Source organism: Variovorax sp. WDL1 (assembly GCF_001541225.1).
Classification (GTDB): Bacteria; Pseudomonadota; Gammaproteobacteria; order Burkholderiales; family Burkholderiaceae_C; genus Variovorax.
The window spans coordinates 164,406-183,550 of the sequence record NZ_LMTS01000004.1 but is presented as its reverse complement, the minus strand read 5'-3'; the positions used below and the strand labels follow the sequence as shown (position 1 = coordinate 183,550).

Genomic DNA, 19,145 nt, shown 5'->3' with positions numbered 1-19,145 from the left:
GGTGGCTCAACGGTCGAGCTAGTCTTGGTCATAGGTTGGAGATGCGCCCGAAGCGATCTGGGAACGGGCAGCCTTTGCTGCGAACGCCGGCCCGTTACACCGTCAGGGTGGCTGGCCACAGCGCTGCGCCAACCCTGCAGCCGCGTGTGGCCGGGTTGAGCGCACTCGCGCGCGACTCGATGCGGAGACAGGTAAGGTGTGTTCGGCTCGCGAAACTCCTCGACGAAGGCCTGTTGCAGCACGGCATTCATGACCATGACGTCATGCAATCAGTATGCACTCGTTTGCACCAGAATCAGATTTTCGTGTGGCCGTGGATGGCATGCTGGCACGGAGCCCGTAGCGACAGCGTCACCGGGGAACAGAACGGGGAACAAATGAAAATCGAATCAGGTGAAGTCAAGGATTCATGCGGGTTGACGACGATCTTTAGATCGGTTTCACACGACCAACAAAACGTCCAAGGGCGTCCGGTTTCATCCACCGGACGCCCTTTTTCATTGGGGAAATTGGCGAATCGTGTCCGGAGGCATACACTGAAATCCGGTGACTGCCCGCGCCAAGTGGGGATACAAAGAAGGGGGTACAAACCGCCTGAACCCCCTGGGACAGCAGTTTTAAGTGCGCTCCGACATCAGCCGGTCAAGAGGTTGTCCGGTCCCCCGTCCGCAGTACCGGCAAATTGAACCGGACGCGGATCTTTTCGCGAAGTGCTGGATGGATGCCCTTCGGATCAACCAGCAATCCCCACTGCTGTTTGTTGTGGTGGTGCGAAAGCTGGTGCAGGCCGAAGGCGTGCATCATGGCGTTGCGACGCGCGCCGACATCCTGCGCGTGGTTCACGGACTCCTTGACGGCCTTGAGCACGAAGCTCCCCTTGTTGGCGATTCGCTTGGCGAGGTCCAGCGCGCTTTCCATCAGGGCCTCTGTCGGGAACACCTGGTTGACCATGCCGCACTGCTTCGCATCCTGAGCGCCCAGCCAATCGCCGGTCATCAGCCATTCCTTGGCCTTGCGGGCGCCCAGCTCCCAGGGATGCATGAAGAACTCTACGCCCGCCACGCCGAACTCGAGTGTGGGATCGCGGAACCGGGCGTTCTCAGCCGCGACGATCAGATCGCAGCACCAGGCAAGCATCAGTCCGCCTGCCACGCAGGAGCCCTGCACCGCCGCGATCGTCGGCTTGGCCAGGTTTCTCCAGCGTTCACACATCTCCAGGTAGATCTCCTTTTCGCGTCCATAGAGACCTTCGACGCCGGGCCCGTCGAAAGCAGCCCAGGTACCCACCGTGCGGAAGTCACGCCAGGTCCTGTGGTGGTCGCCACCCATGTCGTGCCCAGCCGAAAAATGATCGCCGTCGCCGGAGAGGATGATGACCTTGACTGCGTCGTCCTGCGCAGCGCGGTCGAACGCTGCGTTCAACGCATAGGTCATCTCCATGTTCTGCGCGTTGCGCACGGCCGGTCGCGACATCGCGATGTTCACGATGTCCGGCGTGAGATGCTCGTAGCGCAAGCCGTCGTAGGCGGTAGGGTCGAAGGATGTGGTCTGCATGGAAGTCTCTACTGGGTCAGCTCTGATATTCGGGATAAAGAGGAATGGGCCGGATCTCGGCGCCCGTGGCGGCCGCGATGTGCTCGCGCATGCGCGAAGTGATCTCCGCCTGCATTTCGCCGGGCGCGGGATACAGCTTCTCGATGTCGTCCAGGATCGAGGGCATGCGGTCCGTGACCGGGACACCCAGCGCCAACGCCCACTTCTCGACCTGAAAGATGAATTCGGGGCTCACCCGCGGAGGAATTTCGGCGTTCATGCGGTCGCCCATGGCTTCATCGAGTGACACGAAGTCGACCTCCGCCGCCCGAAAGCCATCCAGAATCTGCTCCAGGCAGTCAGCGGCGATGGACGTGCCATGGATCAGCCAGATGTGGATCGGATCTCGACCGAAGACCGCTCTCGCGTTCGCTGCATGGGTGCGCAGCTCGTGCAGCGCGCTCTCGACATAGGCGCCGCGGATCTGGGCCGCGTCCTCGGCTGATCCGCGCTTCAGTACGCGGCAGTACGCCGCGTTCCAGCGAATGTCGTGAAAGCCGATGCTCACCGGGATCGGCGTGTAGCCCATGCCTTCGAGCTTGTCCAGGATCGCATCGCATTTGCACGCCGTGTCGCCCCAGAGATCCATGCAGAACCGGAAGCAGCGTCGCGGCGCCTGGTTGATGTAGCGGCCCAGGTATTTCTCAGCCTGTTCGATGTCGCGCGCGTAGGTGTCCGCGTCCAACCAGTTGAGCGGCGGATGGTTGTGCGTGTGATTGGCGACATGGTGGCCACTCTCGACCCACAGGTCGAAAACCTTGAGCAGGCTCTCGTCATCTTCCAAGGGTGCGGTATTGGAGAACTGGTACACCCCGGCCACGCGATGCGCCTTCAGGGCCGCGATCATGGCTCGAATGTTTGATGGCACACTGTGCCCGGGAGCCATCGGGACGCCTCGGAGCAGCAGCATGTCGTCGATCGTGATGGCGATCTTCAGTCTGCCCAGGGGTGAGACGGGCACATGTGGCTCGCGGATGCCGGGGGTGCTTTGCATGATTCGCGGCGAGTTGGTTGACGATCGCCGAGCATCGTTGTTGCGGCTTCGCAGGTCTATTCAACAAACCGAAAGATGACTTTCATCATGGAAAAGCGGCGGCAGTCGAACGGTGAAGACGCAGCCGGAATTTCGTCGTTTCGATGGTAGACAGCACCCCACCCCGACAGCAGGGCGGCCCCAGGCGCTCGGTCCACTTCGATCTGGCCGACCTGCGGCTGATGGTGCGCATCGCTGACACGAACAGCCTCACGCGTGCGGCCGAACAGGTCCACACCTCCCTGCCGGCTGCGAGCAATCGGATCAAGCAGCTGGAACAATCGGTCGGCACGCGCCTGGTCAACCGCACCAGCAAGGGTCTGACGCTGACCAGCGCGGGCCAGACGATGATCAAGCACTCGCGGCTGATCCTGGAGCAGATCGAACAGCTGCGCGGCGAGATGCTCGATATCTCCGAGGGCGTCGACGGACGCTTGCGCATCATGGCCAGCACGACGGCCATCAGCGAGTTTCTGCCCTCGGTGATCGAACGCTTTCTTGCAACCCGGCCTCGAACCAGCATCGACCTGCGCGAGCGCCTGTCGAGCGACATCGTCCGCGCGGTTGCGGAGGGCGTGGTCGATGTCGGCGTGATCCTGGAAAACGTCGGCACTTCGGGGCTGGAGATCTATCCCTACCGCACAGACCACATGGTGCTCGCCGTTCCCTCTGGACACCCACTTGCCGAAAGGCGGGCCGTGTCGTTCGAGGAGACGCTGGACTTCGATCACGTCGGACTATCCCAGACGAGCACCCTGCACGCGTTCTTGCAGCAGCAGGCCGAAATGCTCAGGCGACACATCAGTCTTCGCGCCCAGGTAGGGAATTTCGAGGCCTTGTGCCGGATGGTTCAGGCACGAATCGGCGTCGGGGTGCTCACCCACCTGCCGGCCGTGCGCCATGCGAAGTCCATGAACATCCGCATCGTCGAACTGGAGGACGAGTGGTCCATCCGGCCGCAGTACATCTGCATCCGGAATTCGGAAGAACTGCCCCCCTTCGTCCGTGACTTCGTCGAGATGCTGCGCGCAGACGCGCGCGATAGCCAAAGCGCTGCCAACTGACAGGCGGATTAATCAGGGCGAAACTGCTCTTTTCCAATCGTGAATTGCCAGGAGGCCGGCCCCTCGCGATTATTCGGGCCTGAAGGCGCCGTGCGCCTGCTGACAACTTCAAGAACTGGAGACGACAATGAATTTCAGATTGGGCGCAAAGGTCGCCATGGCTGCGGCCCTCGCTGTGACGCTGCAAACCGGGTTCGCCCAGGCGTGGCCCTCGCGGCCGGTGCAGCTGGTCGTTCCGTATCCACCTGGCGGCGTGCTGGACAACTTCGCCCGCCCCATGGCCGAGGCTCTGAGCAAGGAGCTCGGGCAGCCCGTCGTGATCGACAACAGGGCTGGAGCGAATGGGATCATCGGGACCACCCGGTGTGCCAAAGCCCCGGCCGACGGCTACACGCTGTGCATCAGCAATGGCGACATCATGTCGCTCAATCCACAGCTGTATTCGAAGCTTTCATACAACCCGAAGGCCGATCTCGTTCCCGTGGTCCGCATGGCGAACATGGTGGCGGCGATCGTCGTCTCCTCCAGCGTCGGTGCGAAGAACCTCACCGAACTGGCTGCCTTGGACAAGGCGAGCCCCGGCAAGATCAACTGGGGGACCTTCGGCACCGGCAGTACCTCGCACGTGTTCCTGACCGAATACAACCGTGTGTTCGGAACCCACCTGACCCACGTGCCATACAACGGGTCGGCGCCCCTGATGCAGGCCCTCCTGGCGGGTGATGTGCAGTCCGCGATGCTGGCGCACGTCGCCGTGGCGCAATACCTCGATTCCGGCAAGCTACGGGCCATCGCCGTGATGGGCGAAAAGCGCTCCGACTTCTTCCCTGGCGTCCCGACCATCAGCGAACAGAAGTTTGACTTCTCCGGCGAGAACTGGATCGGTATGACGGCCCCGGCAGGCACGCCCTCCGCGGTCCTCGACCGCGTCAATGTCGCGGTCAACAAGATCCTGGCCGATGCCGCATTCCGCAAGCGCAGTCTGGAGGCATTGGGGCTCGAACCCGTGGGCGGCTCGAGGGATTCCTTCGCGCAATATCTGGGGCGCGAGCAGGCACTTTGGTCGGATCTGATCTCGCACAGCAAGATCAGGCTGGACTGAGAACTGATCGAGATTTCCAGCCGTATGAAGCTGCATCAACCTCCCACCTTCTTCTCCTTGGTACTGCGTGCCCTGCGCAGGTATCCGGACCGCATCGCCTTTCGCCAGGGGGAAGTGGCGGTCCGCTACCAAGACGTCATCGACTTCATGGGGAAAGCTCAGGCGGTGCTGAGTTCCCAGGGGGTTCGTGGGGGCGCGCGCGTCGCGTTGCTGACGGAGAACCGGTACGAAACCTGGTGTGCGTCCGTCGCGGTCCAGGGGCTCGGCGCTGCCACCAGCTGGCTGCATCCGCTCAGTTCGCTGGACTCCCAGGTCGCCCAGATCACCGACGTGGGCGCGTCGGTCTTGATCATCGACAGCGACGCATTCGAAATCCGGGCTCATGAAATCGTCCTGGCGCTTCCTGACGTTTCAGTTTTCTGTGTGGGGGAAGCAGGTTCCGGTGTCGATCTTCTATCGCTCGTTGCTGCACACGAACACGCCGAACCCGTCGAGCGAGCGAGCGCCACCGACATCGGCACGCTGAACTTCACCGGGGGCACGACCGGCCGCCAGAAAGCCATCGTGCGAGAGGCGGGTCAGGTCGCGCTCATGGCCATCGCCATGAACAGCGAACTGGAGCTGCCGGACGGCGTGCAGTACCTGGCCATCGCGCTGATCAGCCATGTCACAGGGCAGTTGATCGCACCGACGCTGATGCGCGGAGGCACCGTCCATCTGATGAAGAAGTTCGACGCAGGGCGGGTCCTGGAGACCATCCAGCGCGAACGCATCAGTGCGACCTTGATGGTCCCCACGATGATCTACAAGCTTCTGGAGGCCCCACTCGAGGCGTTTGACCTCAGCAGTCTCGAGCTGGTCGTCTACGCGGGATCCGTCATAGCGCCGGACCGTCTGCGGCAAGCCATTCAACGCATTGGCCCGGTCTTCTCTCAAGTCTATGCGCAGACGGAATGCACCCCCATCGCGGTTCTGCGGCGCGGCGATCATGATCTCGACGACCCGTCGTCGCTGGCAGCATGCGGCTACCCCATGGCGACGGCCGAGATCGCGATTCTTGGCGACAGCAACGAGCCGGTCGCCGCTGGCGACATCGGCGAGATCTGCGTGCGAAGCCCGTCGGTGATGCAAGGCTACCTGGAGCAGGCTGAAGCCACCCAGGAGGCCCTGGCGGGTGAATGGTTGCACACGGGGGACATAGGTTTTCTCGATTCGCGTGGCCGCCTGTCGATCGTGGACCGGAAGAAGGACATGATCGTATCCGGAGGCTCGAACGTCTATCCGCGAGAGGTCGAGGACGTTCTGGCCGCCCATACCGCAGTCGCTTCGGCCGCCGTGATCGGCGTGCCCCATGCGACGTGGGGTGAAGCCGTCGCTGCGTTTGTCGTGCTGCGGGCCGGGGCCGAAGCCGAGGCCGCTGACTTGATCGCCTATGTCCGGGAGCGCAAGGGATCGTTGATCGCGCCGAAGCAAATCATCTTTGCGGACGCACTGCCGACGACGCCATTCGGGAAGATCGACAAGAAGAAGCTGCGTGCGCCCTATTGGGAGCGGGAGACAAGGCTGATCTGACACGTCGTGGCCAGGCATTCCGTGACCCTGGGTGCACCGGAACCGGCCCAGGCGGCCGCTCCGCCGCCCCTTCAACTCACCTGTAGGCGCGGGCGTGGGTCACACCACCGTCCACCACCAGGGTAGCGCCCATCACGTAGTCACCTGCACGCGACGCCAAGAAGATCGCCGCGCCCGCGATGTCCTCTGAAGTGCCGATGCGTTTGGCGGGTATGTGTTCTGACAGTTCGTCGCCGCGGTCGCGCGCGTTGCGGTTCATCTCGGATGGAAACGCGCCAGGTGCAATGGCGCTGACCGCGATGTTGTCCTGCGCCAGGCGCAGCGCCATGCGCCGGGTCAGGTGGATCAAGCCCGCCTTGCTGGCGACGTAGGAGTAATTCTCCTGAGGGTTGAGCGCGATGCCATCCGTGGACGCGATGTTGATGATCTTCCCCACACGCTCCTTGGCCGCGGCGCGCAGCGGTTCGGACAGCGCCTTCGTCAAGAAGAAGGGTGTCTTCATATTGAGATCGACCACCTTGTCCCAGCCGCTTTCGGGGAAAGCATCGAAGTCGTCTCCCCAGGCAGCGCCGGCGTTGTTGACCAGGATGTCCAACGTGGTCTCGTGCTGCGCGTAGGCAGCGGCCAGGGCCTGGCAGCCGACGACCGTGGACACGTCGTACGGCAGCGACGCGCAATGGCCGTTCTTCGACAGTTCTGAAGCTACCAGATCGCATGCCGCAGCTTTGCGCGCGCTGATGTAGACGCGTGCACCTTGTGCCAGAAATCCCTCGGCGATCATGCGACCAATACCCCGTGAACCACCCGTGACGAGAGCCGTGCGGCCTCGCAGAGAAAAAAGATCTTGCGTCATCATTGCAGTGCCTCGGCAGCTCGGTGAGATCAACCAACTTCGAGGAGAGCTCGCCTCACGTAGGCGGTTCCATCAAACAGCCGCCGAGCGGTTCGAGTGAAGTGCACTTCTCGAACCGTCCAGTCGTCGTCGGCAGTGCGAGCCACGCTCGCAAAAATTCCGATCACACCACTCGGATGGCCGATGCGGATGCGCGTCGGGCCGGCATGACTGCCTCGCGCCTCAGCAGGAATCGTCCCTGCGATCTGTGCTGCCACGGAAAGGCAGACCGAGCCACCGCCTGGAAAAGCCTTGTGCATCGCGCCGCCATTCAGGACCATGCGCGCAACGAAATCGATCTCCGATGACTTGACGATTCGATCGCCGCCGATGGTTCGGTAGTCTCGCGCTGCGCTGATGAGGATCTGGTAGGGCGTGAGGGTTCCCGACGCTGGCAGGTTGCAACGATTGGCGGCCCAGCGCCTGACTTCCTCGGCCATTTCGTAGATATCGGAACTGAGCTGACCAGGAAGCTCCGTGCCGGTGACGCCCAGATCCGCCGCGCGGATGAACACACACGCCGTGCCCACATCGACGATCGAGACGGGTATCTCACGACCGAGTTTTGAGACGTAGACCGAATCACGTGCCTGCCCGGTGGGCAGCAATCTGCCCGTGGTGGCGCCGCTGGTACCGGAGTAGTCCAACGCGACCTCGGCGCCCTTGGCGGGCACCCCATCCACTTCGGTGTCACCTTCCACGCGCGGTTCGCCGTGCGCACATTGCACCACCATGCGCAGAATCTTGCCGGTGTTGGTGTTGTGCACTCGCACGGTGGTGGCGGGCTCCTGCACGGGAATCAATCGCTCCTGCAGCGCGTAGACCCCGGTGGCCGATGAAATGTTGCCGCAGACGATCTCGAAGCTCACGCTTGGCTGATCGATCCCGATCTGCACAAAGGTGTAGTCGATGTCTGCGTCGGGTCGTGACGGCGGCCCAATGATTGCGCATTTGCTCGTGAGGATGTCGGCGCCTCCAAGCCCGTCGATCTGGCGCACGTCCGGGCTGCCGAACAGTGCCAGAAGGAATTGCTGCAGCGCTTGCGGATCGGACGGCACGTCACGCTGTGCGAGAAAAACAGCCTTGCTTGTGCCGCCGCGCATCAATGTGACCGGAACGCCTATTTGTTCTTTCATTCATTCAGTATGCGCGTGCGCATGGCGCCCGTCCTTGCAGTTTGGCTGCTCTCGCTTTAGCAGAACTACACGCTTGGAACTCTTTAGGAAAGCTAAAGAGTGCGCAGCACAAATCCAATGACTGTGCGGCCCAAGGTCACCACACTTCCTGTTGCCGTGGCCATCGCCATCGGAACAGGAGACACCTTTGAAGATCATCAAGCGTACGGATTCCCACATCCGTGACACCCCTGGCGGCATGGTGCTTGTGGCCACACAGGCGGGCGGGCAGCCTCCCCAGTTTCCGCCGATCGAGTTCGTTCACGACGACCAGCCGATCGAGGAGATCGAGATCGGGCCGACCGGCTCCCTCTACAGCTTCACAGTGGTTCATCCCGGCAAGGACAAGCCCGCCTACGGGCTGGCGATGGTCGACTTCGAGCCGGGGGTTCGCGCCTTCGGCCGGCTCTTGTTCGATGGAAGCCCGCCTGCGATCGAAAGCCGCGTGCGGGTGGTGCCTTTCTCATTGCCGGACGGCACACCCGACTACGCCTTCCAGGAGCAATGAAATGAAGCAACCAATGATTACCGGCGTGGGAATTACCGACTTCGGCCGCTTTCCTGAGTTCACAGAAGAGGCCATGGTCCAGTCAGCCATTCTCGACGCCCTGGAAGATGCCGGCACGCGGCTTTCCGAGGTCCAGGCGTTCTACTGCGGCAACGCGCTCGGGGCCATGTTGCCGGGGCAGCGGGCACTGCGTGAACTGCATGCGGACGGGGGCGCTGTCTACAACGTGGACAACGCCTGCTCCAGCGGCGCAACCGCACTGAATCTCGCATTGCAGGCGCTCGAGGTCGGGCAGTACGACACCGTCCTGGTGTTCGGAATGGACCATCTGAGCGGTCTCGGAGGCGGGCCATTGCAGCTGAGCCAACAAGACTGGAACAACAGGCGGGGCATGATCATGCCCGCCTTGTACGCGATGCGCGCTCGGCGATACATGCACGACCACGGTCTCAAGCTCGAGACGCTTGCGGACATCTCCGTGAAGAACCGAAAGCACGGTGTTCTCAATCCCATCGCCAAGTTTGCAAAGCTGGCGACTCGCGAGGACGTTCTTGCGTCCCGGCCGGTGGCTGAGCCGCTCACGCTGCTGCAGTGCTGTCCCGCCGTGGTTGACGGTGCAGCGGCCCTCGTGCTCAGCACCAAACCGTCCAAAGGAGTCGCAAAGCCGGTTCAGGTCCTGGCGTCTGTGGTGCAGTCCGGGTTGTTCGAAACCACGCCGGTCGATATGACGGAGGCCGAGATCACGGCGCGTGCCGCCAGGCTGGCCTATGAGCAGGCCGGTGTGGGACCACAGGATCTCAGTCTGCTGGAAGTGCACGACGCCTTCACCATCTCCGAATTGCTCTACTACGAAGCGCTGGGGCTTTGCGATCGCGGCGACGCGGCTGGGTTGCTGCACAGCGGTGCGACCGCCTTGGGCGGGCGGGTGCCTGTCAATCCGAGTGGCGGCCTTCTCGCAAAGGGACATCCGCCCGGCGCAACCGGCGTGGCACAGATCGTGGAGATCTGCGAGCAGTTGCAAGGCCGCGCGGGAGCTCGGCAGGTGCAGGGCGCGCGAATCGGCCTCACGCAGGTGACTGGCGGCGGTATCTGGGGGGTGGATCACGCCGCCTGCGCCATCCATATTCTTTCGCTCTGATCGGATAGACATGAACCAGACAAATCCACCACCGCCCGCCTCGCTGCAAGGCCTCGTTGCCGTCGTGACCGGGGGAGCGAAAGGCATCGGCCTTGGCATCGCCCGCGAGCTTGCGCAGGGCGGCTGCCGCATCGCGCTGTGGGACTTCGACGACGAAGCCCTGCAAGCGGCCCAGCGCAGCCTTGCGAGCGAGGGGGTGGACGTGAAGACCTTCAAGGTTGACGTGAGCTCTGTAGAGCAGGTGGAGTCGACCGTGGCCCAACTGCTGGCTTCGCATGCGCGCATCGACATCCTGGTCAACAACGCCGGCATTGGTGGAGACAAGCTTGTTTCCAAGATGGATCTGGCGTTCTGGAGCCGCGTGATCGAGGTCAACCTCCATTCGCAATTCATTTGCTCCAAGGCGGTCTTATCGCAGATGGCGGAAAACCGGTTCGGACGCATCATCAATATCGGTTCTCGTGCCTGGCTGGGAAATCGCGGCCAGGCGGCTTACTCCGCTTCCAAAGGCGCTGTGGTAAGCCTGACCCGCTCACTGGCGCTTGAATATGCGCGCAAGGGCATCACCGTGAATGCCATCGCGCCGGGCATCGTCGAGACCCCGCTGTTCGAAACGCTCACCGAGGAGGTCAGGCAGGGTCTTCACAAGACCGTGCCGATGGAGCGCATCGGCCAGCCAGAAGACATCGGTCGCGCCGTTCGGTTCTTCGCGGAGCCAGGCTCCAGCTACGTCACGGGGCAGTTGCTTTACGTTTGCGGCGGACGCAGTCTCAGCAGTCCGTCGGTGTAACGAACCAATGCGAATCCACGAAAAACATCCAAAGACATCGAAGGTCGCATGCTCGCAAATGCATTGAGCGGATTGAAGGTGATCGACTTCACCCAGGTCATGGCGGGTCCCGCCTGCACACTGTGCATGGCCGACCTCGGGGCCGATGTCACGAAGGTGGAAGCGCCCACAGGCGATCTGTCGCGAGCTCTCTCGCCCTGGATTCATGGCGAGGGCGTTCCTTTCCTTGCGCTTAATCGCAACAAGCGCAGCATTGTGCTCGATCTCAAGCAGCCGACCCACCGGCAAGCGGCGCTGCAGCTGGTCGCACAGGCGGACGTGCTCGTGGAGAGCTTCCGCCCTGGCGTGATGGAACGCCTTGGGCTTGATTACGCCACGGTGGTTGCGGCAAATCCACGGCTGATCTATTGCTCCGTCTCCGCGTACGGTCAGCAAGGGGCCGCAAGGGACTTGCCAGGGGTGGACGGTGTGCTGCAAGCCGTCAGCGGCCTCATGAGCGTCACCGGCGCGCCCGATGGACAGCCGTGCAAGGTGCCGGTGCCCGTTGTCGATCTTGTCACGGGGGCCTTCGCGACCATCTCGATCCTGGCTGCCCTCGCGGATCGTCAACGCACTGGGTTGGGCCAGCACGTGGAAGCAAGCATGTTTGCCAGCGCCATCGCGCTACAGCATGTGAGCTTCGCGTCCTATTTCGCAGACGGCCATGTGCCCGGCCCGCAGGGAAACGCAGCGCCGTATTCGACGCCGAACGAGGCCTTGCGTTGCGCCGACGGGTGGATCATGGTGGCGGCCTATCACCCCGCGCGATGGCAGGCCTTGTGTATCGCAATCGGTGCGCCTGAGCTCGCATCGGACCCACGCTTCGCTGAGAACAAGGATCGGTTGCAGCACCGCGAGACGCTGTTGCGCCTGCTCGAAGCACGCATGCTTGCGCATCCCCGTGCCTTCTGGCTCGAGCAGTTCGCGGCGGTGGACATCATCTGCGGTCCGATCAACAACTATGCCGAGGTCGCGCAATCCGCGCCCTTCGTCGAAGCGGCACTCACAGAGACCCTGCTGCACCCGGTCGCAGGTGCGTTGACGATGCCACGCAGCGTCATTGGTGCGGTTGGCGAGCGGCCTCAGGCGCGACGGGCCGCTCCAACACTCGGACAGCACACCCGCGAGGTGCTGGTCGAACTGGGCATGCCGCCAGCAAACATCGAGGCGTTCATCGCCGCCGACTCTCCCCCGAACTGAGACAAACCCATGCCCATCGTCAAAACAGTCCAGGATGGCGTCGCCATCATCACCCTGGATCGGCCCGAAGCCATGAATTCCATCGACCCGGAATCCAACGAGCAGCTGCTCGCGACCTGGGACCAGGTCTCGAGCGACGAGGAAATCCGCGTAGTCGTCCTGACCGGAGCGGGCGAGCGTGCGTTCTGCACAGGTGCAGATCTCAAGAAGACGATGCCGCCTGCCGACAGCGCAGCGCGGCAGGTCTTTCGCGCCGGCACCCGACATTCCAATTTCGGCACGCTGCAGACCGACAAGCCTGTCATCGCCGCGATCAATGGTTATGCCCTTGGCGGCGGACTGGAACTGGCCTTGCTTGCGGACGTCCGCATCTGTTCCGACAACGCGCAGTTCGGCTTGCCGGAAGTGCGCGTCGGCAGCATCCCAGGCGCCGGTGGCACGCAACGCCTGATCCGAGCGGTGGGCCAGTCGGACGCGATGTGGATGCTGCTGACGGGTGAACGCATCGATGCCAACGAAGCGTTGCGGATCGGATTGGTCAGCAAGGTCGTTCCCCTTGCCGCGCTGCAGGAAGCGGCGATCAGCCTGGCACGAGCAATGGCTGCCAATGCGCCGTTGGCGATGACCGCGGCCAAGCGTCTGGCGATGACCGGACGGGAGCTGCCGCTTGCGGGTGGACTGGAACTGGAGCGCCAGGCCTTTGGCGTGCTCAGGGACAGCGAGGACCGACTGGAGGGGCGCCGTGCTTTCGCCGACAAGCGCGCCCCGGTCTTTCGCGGTCGCTGACTTTGCCTCGCACAGAGGGCGCAAGCGTCGTGGGTCGCTGCGCGCTCGCATCCCCGAGTAGTGGTCTCGTGCCGACGCCACAACAACCGACGTGACCTCACTGAATTTCCCGGAGCAGCTCTTGAACAAACCGAGTACCGCCTGGCTCTACAGCCTCGCACTCATCGTTGCCGCGTCCTTCGGCATGCCGCCGGCCATCGCGCAGTCGGCCAGTCGACCACCCGCAAGGATTCTTGTGGGCTTCTCGCCTGGAGGGACACTCGATGTCGTCACACGGGCGCTTGCAGATCAGCTGCACGAGCCGCTCCATCGCACAGTCGTGGTGGAGAACAGGCCCGGAGCCGGCGGAAAGATCGCGATCGATGCGCTGCGTGCCGCGCCGGGCGACGGAAGCGTGGCCATGCTGTGCCCTGACTTCCTGCAATCGATCTATCCGTTCGTCTTCAACAAGCTCAACTACGCTGCGCAGCGGGATATCCTGCCGGCGTCGACGGTGGTCGAGTTTCCGATGGCGCTGGCTGTACCCGCGTCCTCACCCGTCAAGACCTTTGCCGAATATGCCCAATGGGTGCGCGCCCATCCTGAGCATGCCAACTTCGGCCATGCCGCATCAGGAGGCCCAACCCATTTCTTGGGATTGCAGATCGCCAAAGTCATCGGAACATCGCTGCAGGACGTGCCGTTCCAGGGCGCAGCCCCGATGATCGTGAACCTTGTCGGTGGCAATGTCGCAGCGGGAAGTTCAACGGTCGGAGACTTCGCACAGCACCACACTGCCGGCAAGCTTCGCGTGCTGGCAGTGACCTCTGCACAACGCTCGCCGCTTCTGCCTGACGTTCCAACGTTCAGCGAGCTCGGCCGAAAGGAGCTCACCGCGGTCGGCGTATTGGCCGTATGCCTGCCTCCTGGAACGCCTGCAGCCGTCGTCTCCGAATGGAGCACTGCGATTCGAAGAGCAGTTGCATCCGAGCAGTTCGTGCGCAAGATCCGCACGCTGGGCTTTGTGGAGACGGGAAGCTCGCCGGCCGAGGCTCGAGCCAGGTTCGGCGAAATGCGCGCCTTCTGGGAGCCTGTGGTCAGGGCTTCGGGATTCAAAGCGGATTAGGGCCGTGGCGGCCGGTGATCGCACACCGGCCGGACAGCAACTCGACTGAGATTGCGGCGTCGGCGGCGAGGGGGAAGAGGCGCGGCAGCGCGCTCATCGGCCGCAGGATCAGCCAGGGCCGTCGCTCGCGGCCGCGAGCAGCGGCACCAGGATATCGCTGATGGGCGTTGGAATGCCCAGAGCACGGCCGCGACTCGCGACGATACCGTTGCGGATGCCCCATTCGAGCGGCGAACAGCTCGCCGTCGAGCGGCCATCCGTGCCGACGCCGTACCGATCCTGATCGTGGCTGTGTTCTCCCCGCTCGCCTACATCCTCGTTCTCACGGCCATGCTGAAGGCGCCGGTGGCGATCGTCGCGCCACTGCGCGAGTCGTCCATCGTGATCTGCGCACTCGTTGCATGCAGACTGTTTGGCGAGGGTCATCTCGCGCGCCGCATGGCCGGCGCGGTGATCGTGCTGGCGGGGATAGCGGCAATCAGTCTTTGACGCCTTCTTTGAGCCAGCTCTGCACGCGGTAGCGGGGCTCATAGGTGACGGCAGATACCCGTTGCTACCGGACAGAACGGATCCAATCTCTGAAAAGCCTCACGGGAGCCTCTGCCGCTTTCAGCGGATCGCAGACCAAGTAGTAACCAGACTCCGTCCTGGCGACGTGATCGACGGCAATCACGAGCCGCCCGCTGCGGAGGTCGTCGTCCACGTAGGCGCGCTGGGCGATGGCAATCCCCAATCCATCAGCCGCAGCCTGGTAGCACAGCGCAGCATTCGCCAAGGTGATTCCATGCAGACGCGGGGTATCTACAAGTTCGGCCGAACTGAACCATAGCGACCAGGCTTCCGGCCGCATCATCGAGTGCAGCAGGTTGGCTTGCAGCAGGTCTTGAGGTGTCTTCAATTGCCTGGCCAGGTTGGGTGCGCAGACAGGAAGAAATTCGTCGTCGAAGAGGTGGTCCAGCTCGAGATCGGCCCACTCTCCCATGCCATGCCGGATCGCGCAGTCAGCGCCCTCGAGCCGGATGTCGTCGGCCATTGCAATGGTCGAAATCTCGAGGTCAATGTCGGGATGTTGCGCGTAGAAGCCGCGCAGGCGAGGCACCAACCATCGGATGGCAAGGCTCGGCGTCACTTTCAGGCGTAGCCGCTTGTCCAGCTGGATATCGACCACGTCATTGAGCGCATCGTTCAGGCGATCGAAAGCATCCGAAACGCGGTGGGCCAGTCGTTTGCCCACCGCGGTGAGCTCGATCTCGCGGCCGGATTTCTGAAACAGCTGCGCTCCGAGCCCGACCTCCAGTTGCTTGACTTGCTGGCTGACTGCACCGGGCGTCACATGAAGCACCTGAGCGGCGCGCGTGATCCCCTTGGCGCGGCACACTGCATCGAACACGCGCAGCGGGCCCAGGAGCGCACGGAGACTGTGCATCGTGACCAAAGTGAAGGCGTAGCGAACTCAGCGCTCGCTCGAACCGGCCGCTGCGACCGTGCCGCTCGCGTGCTTGGCGGCCGGACGTTCCGTGAGGCAGAGCATTGCGGCCGCAAGCAGCAATCCCGCTGCCAGACAGAGCCACGAGACACAGCTGCCGGAAATGTCGAAGAGCCGTCCCGTGAGGAATGGCCCGATGCCGGCGCCAATTTGTCCGACGATGACCGCCACGCCAAGGATGCTGGCGAGACCGGCGGCGCGGTTCGGTGAAAGCCCCAGGTCAGTGAGCATCGGAACGACGTGCACGATCGTGCCGAAGATGCCGACCGAGCACAACAAGAAGACAGCGGCAATGCGGAAGAAGCGCGGATCGACCAGCGCCTTCAGGTTACTTCCGGCTGGGGCACGGCGGCCCTTCTCTGCAGGGGCCGCATCCGCACCCCGCAGGAAGTAGGCAATCAATGGCAACAGTGCAAGGACGACCGCCGCGAGGCCCAGGTAGGTGGCTCGCCATCCGAAATGGGCGATGGCCGGCGTGACGATCAGCGGAATCAGGATGGCCCCGACGCCCGTTCCGGTGATGGCGATGCCCAGGGCGAGTCCGCGTTGCCGAGAGAACTTGCCCACGAGGATCCTTGTGAAGGACAAGGGCGAGGTCGCGCCACCGAGCAGTGTCAGGACAGTGACCAACGCCAGAAAACTGGCCAGCCCCTGTGTCCAAACGCCCAGAAGCAGGAACGAGGTCGACAGGCCCACCAGGGAGAGCAGGGTGACGCGTCGCGCGCCGTACCGGTCGATTACCTGTCCGATGAATGGCGCCGCGCATCCGAGCAGCACGCTGCTGATCAGTGAGCCCAGGGACGCGGTGCCTCTGGTCCATCCGTACTCGGCGGCGAGTGGCTTCAGGAACAGGCCTGAACTGTAGAAGTACAGGGATGAGACGCCGCTTGCCAGCCCGAGGAAGCAACCCAGGACATAGCGCCAATGCTGCCGCAGTTCTGAAGGTGAATGAGGGGAGGGCGTCATTGCGGATCCTTATGACGAAGTGAAAGTGAACAGAGGAACGGCGGTCGTCACCCACGCCGGGAAGAAACTCGCAGCGCCCTTGGCCGGCAAACGCAGGCGGATGGAGCCGACTGATCGGTAGCTGCAGTGTTGGGCCACGCCAATTCGATCAGCGGAGCTCATTGCTTCATGGGCGAGTGGGCCTTCCTTCTGCGGCGAGGTCAGGTAGCACAAGCGAAGAGCTCGTCTTCAGCACTTCTGGATGCCGATGGTGCGATTCAGCAATGCCTCTTCGCCGCTCAGCACCGCCGCAGACCCGGAGTAGGCGGCCAGGCCCCGTTCCAGCACGATCACGTTGTTGGAAAACTCGAGAACGACATCCACGTGCTGCTCCACGATGATGCAGCCCACGCCGAGCTGATCACTCATCCGGACGATGGCGTCCATCAACTCCTCACGCACCATCGGCGCCAGGCCTTCCAGCGGTTCGTCGAGCAGCAGGATGCGCGGCTGACCGACGAGTGCTCGTGCCACGGACAGCATTTGCTGCTCGCCGCCCGACAGCTGTGTGCCTCCGTTGCGTCGGCGCTCCTTGAGCCGTGGAAACAGCGCATAGATCGGTGGCAGGGCAACGCTGGCCGAGCGTCCCTGCAGGCCCGACAGCAGGTTCTCCTCCACCGTGAGTGAAGGGAAGATGTCGCGGCTTTGCGGCACGTAGCCGAGGCCGGCGCGCGAGCGTGCGTAGGTGCTCGCGTTGCTGATGTCGGCGCCGCCGAAGTGAATGCGCCCCTTCATCAGGTCGGTCAGGCCCATGGCTGTCGCGAGCGTCGTGGTCTTGCCGGCGCCGTTGCGTCCGATCAGACCGAGACGCTCGCCTTCGCGTACGCTGAAGCTGAGATGTTCGAGGACTGGCAGGCCGCCATAGCCTGCGGTCACGTCGTCGAACCGGAGTTCAATGGTGGGCTTGGGCATGACTGTCTCGTCCGAAGTAGATTTGCTTGACCTGCTCGTTGGCAGCGACTTCCTGCGGCGTCCCCTCGACCATCACCGCACCGGCGACCAGGACGATGATGTGAGACGCGAACCGGAACACCAGGTCCATGTCGTGCTCGATCAGCAGGACGGACAGATCCTTCGGCAAACTCCCGATGGCTTCCATGATGCGGCCGCCCTCACCCTGCGGTACGCCTGCGCCCGGCTCATCGAGGAGCAGCACCTGGGGCCTCATCGCGAGTGCCAGGGCGATCTCCGCAAGCCGCTGCTCGCCCAGTGCCAGTTGTCCCACCACCCGGTTCGCATAGGGGTGCAGCCCCAGCATGCCGAGTGTCTCTTCGACATCTTCCTGCACGCGTGCGGAACGCGTCGGCGAGGGCCACCACTGCATGGAAGCCCGGTGCCGCTGCAACACGGCGACCTTGACGTTGTCCGCCACGGTGAGTTCCTTGAATAGGCGGCTGATCTGGAACGTGCGAACGATGCCGTTGCGCACGCGTGCGTACTGCGGCAGCTGTACGATCGAGCGGCCGTCCAGCTGAATGTCACCCGACTGCGGGCGCATCGCTCCGCTCAGAAGGTTGACCAAAGTGGTCTTGCCAGCGCCGTTCGGCCCGATCAATGCCGTGCGGGCTCCCTGGGGGAGGGAGAGCGTGACGTTCTGCGTGACCGCCAGGCCGCCAAAGGAGTGACTCAGGTTATGGGTCTGGAGCCGGTGGTTCATCGTGCCACCCCGCTGCGGCCAGGCCGTTTGGTGTACATCACAGCGCGGTCCACAAGGCCGATCAAGCCTTCAGGCAGGACGATGAGTACGACGATCAGCATCAACCCGATGAAGAACAACCAGTGATAGGGGTTCAAGGTCGATGCGATGTGATGGATGGTCATGTACGCGACGGTGCCGAGCACGGCGCCGGACAGACGGCGTGTTCCACCCAGAACGATCATGACCACGACGCCCGCCGACGTCGCGAAATCCAGCATGAAGAGATTGGCGACTTTGCTGGTCTGTGCTGTCAATGCGCCAGCCAGCCCCGCCACGATACCGCCGACGGTGTAGACGGCCAGCAAGTGCAAGTAGACGCGACCCCCCAGCGCCTGAACTCGTCCGGGATCCTGCCGGATCGCCCTGGCCGTCAGGCCGAACGGCGACTCCACCAGGTTCCTCAGCAGGAAGTACACGAGCACAAGTGCGCCCAAGGCATAGAAGTAGCCCGTGTGGCCCAGGAAGTTGAATTCCCAGATGCCCAGCAGGGGACCGATGTTGAAACCGGCAAGTCCATCGTCGCCGCCCGTGAGCCATCTCGCCCAATTGGCCAGTTCAAGCAGCAGCTGGGCGACCGCGATGGTCAGCATGACCAGCGTCAGTTTGGTCGACCGCAGCATCACGGCGCCGCTCAGCAGCGCGATCACGCCGCCGCCCAGGCCGCCCAGCAGCAAGCCCACAATCGGATCTGCCGTCAGATACAGCGCCGTCCAGCCCGCGACGTAGGCGCCGCTGCCGTACAACGCGGCCTGGCCCAAGGTCGCAATGCCCGCCTGTCCCAGCACGAGACTCAGCGAAAGCGCGAAGATGGACATGGTCGCCATGTTGGTGAGCAAACCGAGGTCTTGCGGGAACAGCACGAAGCCCAGCAGTCCCACCAGCATCAGCACGAGCTCTCCGCGCAGCTGCATCCACGGGCGGGCGCGAGACGGTGCGGTCACCGTCATGGGCGCACTGA

General features: G+C 63.2%; 19 protein-coding genes and 1 pseudogene. 10 read left to right on the top strand and 10 right to left on the bottom strand.

Translation table 11 applies throughout. From position 1 onward, the window contains the following. Positions 1-642 precede the first annotated feature (642 nt). On the bottom strand, positions 643-1,554 hold the full coding sequence (locus APY03_RS00945) for an enoyl-CoA hydratase (RefSeq protein WP_068673023.1): 912 nt from the start codon (positions 1,552-1,554) through the stop codon (positions 643-645). 16 nt (positions 1,555-1,570) lie between these two features. Further along, a complete protein-coding gene (locus tag APY03_RS00940; protein ID WP_068673022.1) occupies positions 1,571-2,587 on the bottom strand; it encodes a polysaccharide deacetylase family protein in 1,017 nt (338 codons plus the stop codon). 143 nt (positions 2,588-2,730) lie between these two features. Between APY03_RS00940 and APY03_RS00935 the strand changes: the two genes are divergently transcribed. From APY03_RS00935 to APY03_RS00925, 3 genes are all read left to right on the top strand, one after another. Further along, positions 2,731-3,690 carry a LysR substrate-binding domain-containing protein gene (locus APY03_RS00935; protein ID WP_068673021.1) on the top strand — a complete coding sequence of 320 codons (960 nt, stop codon included), beginning with the start codon at positions 2,731-2,733 and terminating at the stop codon, positions 3,688-3,690. A 127-nt stretch (positions 3,691-3,817) separates the two neighbouring features. Further along, positions 3,818-4,792: a Bug family tripartite tricarboxylate transporter substrate binding protein gene (locus APY03_RS00930; protein ID WP_083944081.1), complete on the top strand. Its 975-nt coding sequence runs from the start codon at positions 3,818-3,820 to the stop codon at positions 4,790-4,792. 24 nt (positions 4,793-4,816) lie between these two features. Beyond that, positions 4,817-6,364, top strand: a complete 1,548-nt coding sequence (locus APY03_RS00925) for an AMP-binding protein (RefSeq protein WP_068673020.1) — start codon at positions 4,817-4,819, stop codon at positions 6,362-6,364. 76 nt (positions 6,365-6,440) lie between these two features. Here APY03_RS00925 and APY03_RS00920 read toward each other — a convergent pair whose 3' ends face one another. Beyond that, positions 6,441-7,220 (bottom strand): SDR family oxidoreductase, encoded by a 780-nt coding sequence (locus APY03_RS00920; protein WP_068673018.1) that lies wholly within the window; start codon positions 7,218-7,220, stop codon positions 6,441-6,443. 26 nt (positions 7,221-7,246) lie between these two features. Further along, positions 7,247-8,392: a PrpF domain-containing protein gene (locus tag APY03_RS00915; RefSeq protein WP_068673016.1), complete on the bottom strand. Its 1,146-nt coding sequence runs from the start codon at positions 8,390-8,392 to the stop codon at positions 7,247-7,249. Between the two features lie 187 nt (positions 8,393-8,579). On the opposite strand from APY03_RS00915, the gene APY03_RS00910 reads away from it, so the two are divergent. The 6 genes from APY03_RS00910 to APY03_RS00885 all read left to right on the top strand — a co-directional run bounded on the left by APY03_RS00910 (position 8,580) and on the right by APY03_RS00885 (position 13,997). Then, positions 8,580-8,939, top strand: a complete 360-nt coding sequence (locus APY03_RS00910; RefSeq protein ID WP_068673014.1) for a Zn-ribbon domain-containing OB-fold protein — start codon at positions 8,580-8,582, stop codon at positions 8,937-8,939. Between the two features lies 1 nt (position 8,940). Beyond that, positions 8,941-10,077, top strand: coding sequence for a thiolase family protein (locus tag APY03_RS00905; protein WP_068673012.1), 1,137 nt, complete (start codon positions 8,941-8,943; stop codon positions 10,075-10,077). Between the two features lie 10 nt (positions 10,078-10,087). Beyond that, positions 10,088-10,867 (top strand): SDR family NAD(P)-dependent oxidoreductase, encoded by a 780-nt coding sequence (locus tag APY03_RS00900; RefSeq protein WP_068673010.1) that lies wholly within the window; start codon positions 10,088-10,090, stop codon positions 10,865-10,867. Between the two features lie 48 nt (positions 10,868-10,915). Continuing rightward, a complete protein-coding gene (locus tag APY03_RS00895; RefSeq protein WP_068673008.1) occupies positions 10,916-12,106 on the top strand; it encodes a CaiB/BaiF CoA transferase family protein in 1,191 nt (396 codons plus the stop codon). Between the two features lie 9 nt (positions 12,107-12,115). Then, positions 12,116-12,892, top strand: coding sequence for an enoyl-CoA hydratase/isomerase family protein (locus tag APY03_RS00890; RefSeq protein WP_068673006.1), 777 nt, complete (start codon positions 12,116-12,118; stop codon positions 12,890-12,892). Positions 12,893-13,076: 184 nt separating this feature from the next. Further along, on the top strand, positions 13,077-13,997 hold the full coding sequence (locus APY03_RS00885; RefSeq protein ID WP_232081326.1) for a Bug family tripartite tricarboxylate transporter substrate binding protein: 921 nt from the start codon (positions 13,077-13,079) through the stop codon (positions 13,995-13,997). 108 nt (positions 13,998-14,105) lie between these two features. On the opposite strand, the pseudogene APY03_RS41110 reads toward APY03_RS00885, so the two are convergent. After that, a pseudogene (locus APY03_RS41110) lies at positions 14,106-14,228 on the bottom strand (oxidoreductase); the annotation flags it as partial. A gap of 54 nt (positions 14,229-14,282) precedes the next feature. On the opposite strand from APY03_RS41110, the gene APY03_RS45545 reads away from it, so the two are divergent. Next, complete coding sequence (locus tag APY03_RS45545; protein ID WP_232081399.1) at positions 14,283-14,486, top strand: hypothetical protein; 204 nt, start codon at positions 14,283-14,285, stop codon at positions 14,484-14,486. A 64-nt stretch (positions 14,487-14,550) separates the two neighbouring features. Here APY03_RS45545 and APY03_RS00875 read toward each other — a convergent pair whose 3' ends face one another. The 5 genes from APY03_RS00875 to APY03_RS00855 form a co-directional block, all read right to left on the bottom strand. Beyond that, entirely contained in the window at positions 14,551-15,423 is an 873-nt protein-coding gene (locus APY03_RS00875) for a LysR substrate-binding domain-containing protein (RefSeq protein WP_068673000.1), read from the bottom strand. Positions 15,424-15,450: 27 nt separating this feature from the next. Further along, entirely contained in the window at positions 15,451-16,449 is a 999-nt protein-coding gene (locus APY03_RS00870) for an MFS transporter (RefSeq protein ID WP_068672998.1), read from the bottom strand. 228 nt (positions 16,450-16,677) lie between these two features. After that, positions 16,678-17,400, bottom strand: a complete 723-nt coding sequence (locus APY03_RS00865) for an ABC transporter ATP-binding protein (RefSeq protein ID WP_068672996.1) — start codon at positions 17,398-17,400, stop codon at positions 16,678-16,680. Continuing rightward, positions 17,381-18,145 carry an ABC transporter ATP-binding protein gene (locus APY03_RS00860; RefSeq protein WP_068672994.1) on the bottom strand — a complete coding sequence of 255 codons (765 nt, stop codon included), beginning with the start codon at positions 18,143-18,145 and terminating at the stop codon, positions 17,381-17,383. The genes APY03_RS00865 and APY03_RS00860 overlap by 20 nt, the downstream gene beginning before the upstream one ends. Further along, a complete protein-coding gene (locus APY03_RS00855) occupies positions 18,142-19,134 on the bottom strand; it encodes a branched-chain amino acid ABC transporter permease (protein ID WP_232081113.1) in 993 nt (330 codons plus the stop codon). The genes APY03_RS00860 and APY03_RS00855 overlap by 4 nt, the downstream gene beginning before the upstream one ends. Positions 19,135-19,145 lie beyond the last annotated feature (11 nt).

Coding starts and splice junctions, on each gene's coding strand:
- APY03_RS00855 (WP_232081113.1), bottom strand. CDS start 19,134: ATGACGGTGACCGCACCGTCTCGCGCCCGCCCGTGGATGCAGCTGCGC.
- APY03_RS00865 (WP_068672996.1), bottom strand. CDS start 17,400: ATGCCCAAGCCCACCATTGAACTCCGGTTCGACGACGTGACCGCAGGC.
- APY03_RS00900 (WP_068673010.1), top strand. CDS start 10,088: ATGAACCAGACAAATCCACCACCGCCCGCCTCGCTGCAAGGCCTCGTT.
- APY03_RS00875 (WP_068673000.1), bottom strand. CDS start 15,423: ATGCACAGTCTCCGTGCGCTCCTGGGCCCGCTGCGCGTGTTCGATGCA.
- APY03_RS00920 (WP_068673018.1), bottom strand. CDS start 7,220: ATGATGACGCAAGATCTTTTTTCTCTGCGAGGCCGCACGGCTCTCGTC.
- APY03_RS00905 (WP_068673012.1), top strand. CDS start 8,941: ATGAAGCAACCAATGATTACCGGCGTGGGAATTACCGACTTCGGCCGC.
- APY03_RS00930 (WP_083944081.1), top strand. CDS start 3,818: ATGAATTTCAGATTGGGCGCAAAGGTCGCCATGGCTGCGGCCCTCGCT.
- APY03_RS00925 (WP_068673020.1), top strand. CDS start 4,817: ATGAAGCTGCATCAACCTCCCACCTTCTTCTCCTTGGTACTGCGTGCC.
- APY03_RS00890 (WP_068673006.1), top strand. CDS start 12,116: ATGCCCATCGTCAAAACAGTCCAGGATGGCGTCGCCATCATCACCCTG.
- APY03_RS00935 (WP_068673021.1), top strand. CDS start 2,731: ATGGTAGACAGCACCCCACCCCGACAGCAGGGCGGCCCCAGGCGCTCG.
- APY03_RS00945 (WP_068673023.1), bottom strand. CDS start 1,554: ATGCAGACCACATCCTTCGACCCTACCGCCTACGACGGCTTGCGCTAC.
- APY03_RS00870 (WP_068672998.1), bottom strand. CDS start 16,449: ATGACGCCCTCCCCTCATTCACCTTCAGAACTGCGGCAGCATTGGCGC.
- APY03_RS00915 (WP_068673016.1), bottom strand. CDS start 8,392: ATGAAAGAACAAATAGGCGTTCCGGTCACATTGATGCGCGGCGGCACA.
- APY03_RS00860 (WP_068672994.1), bottom strand. CDS start 18,145: ATGAACCACCGGCTCCAGACCCATAACCTGAGTCACTCCTTTGGCGGC.
- APY03_RS00940 (WP_068673022.1), bottom strand. CDS start 2,587: ATGCAAAGCACCCCCGGCATCCGCGAGCCACATGTGCCCGTCTCACCC.
- APY03_RS00885 (WP_232081326.1), top strand. CDS start 13,077: ATGCCGCCGGCCATCGCGCAGTCGGCCAGTCGACCACCCGCAAGGATT.
- APY03_RS00895 (WP_068673008.1), top strand. CDS start 10,916: ATGCTCGCAAATGCATTGAGCGGATTGAAGGTGATCGACTTCACCCAG.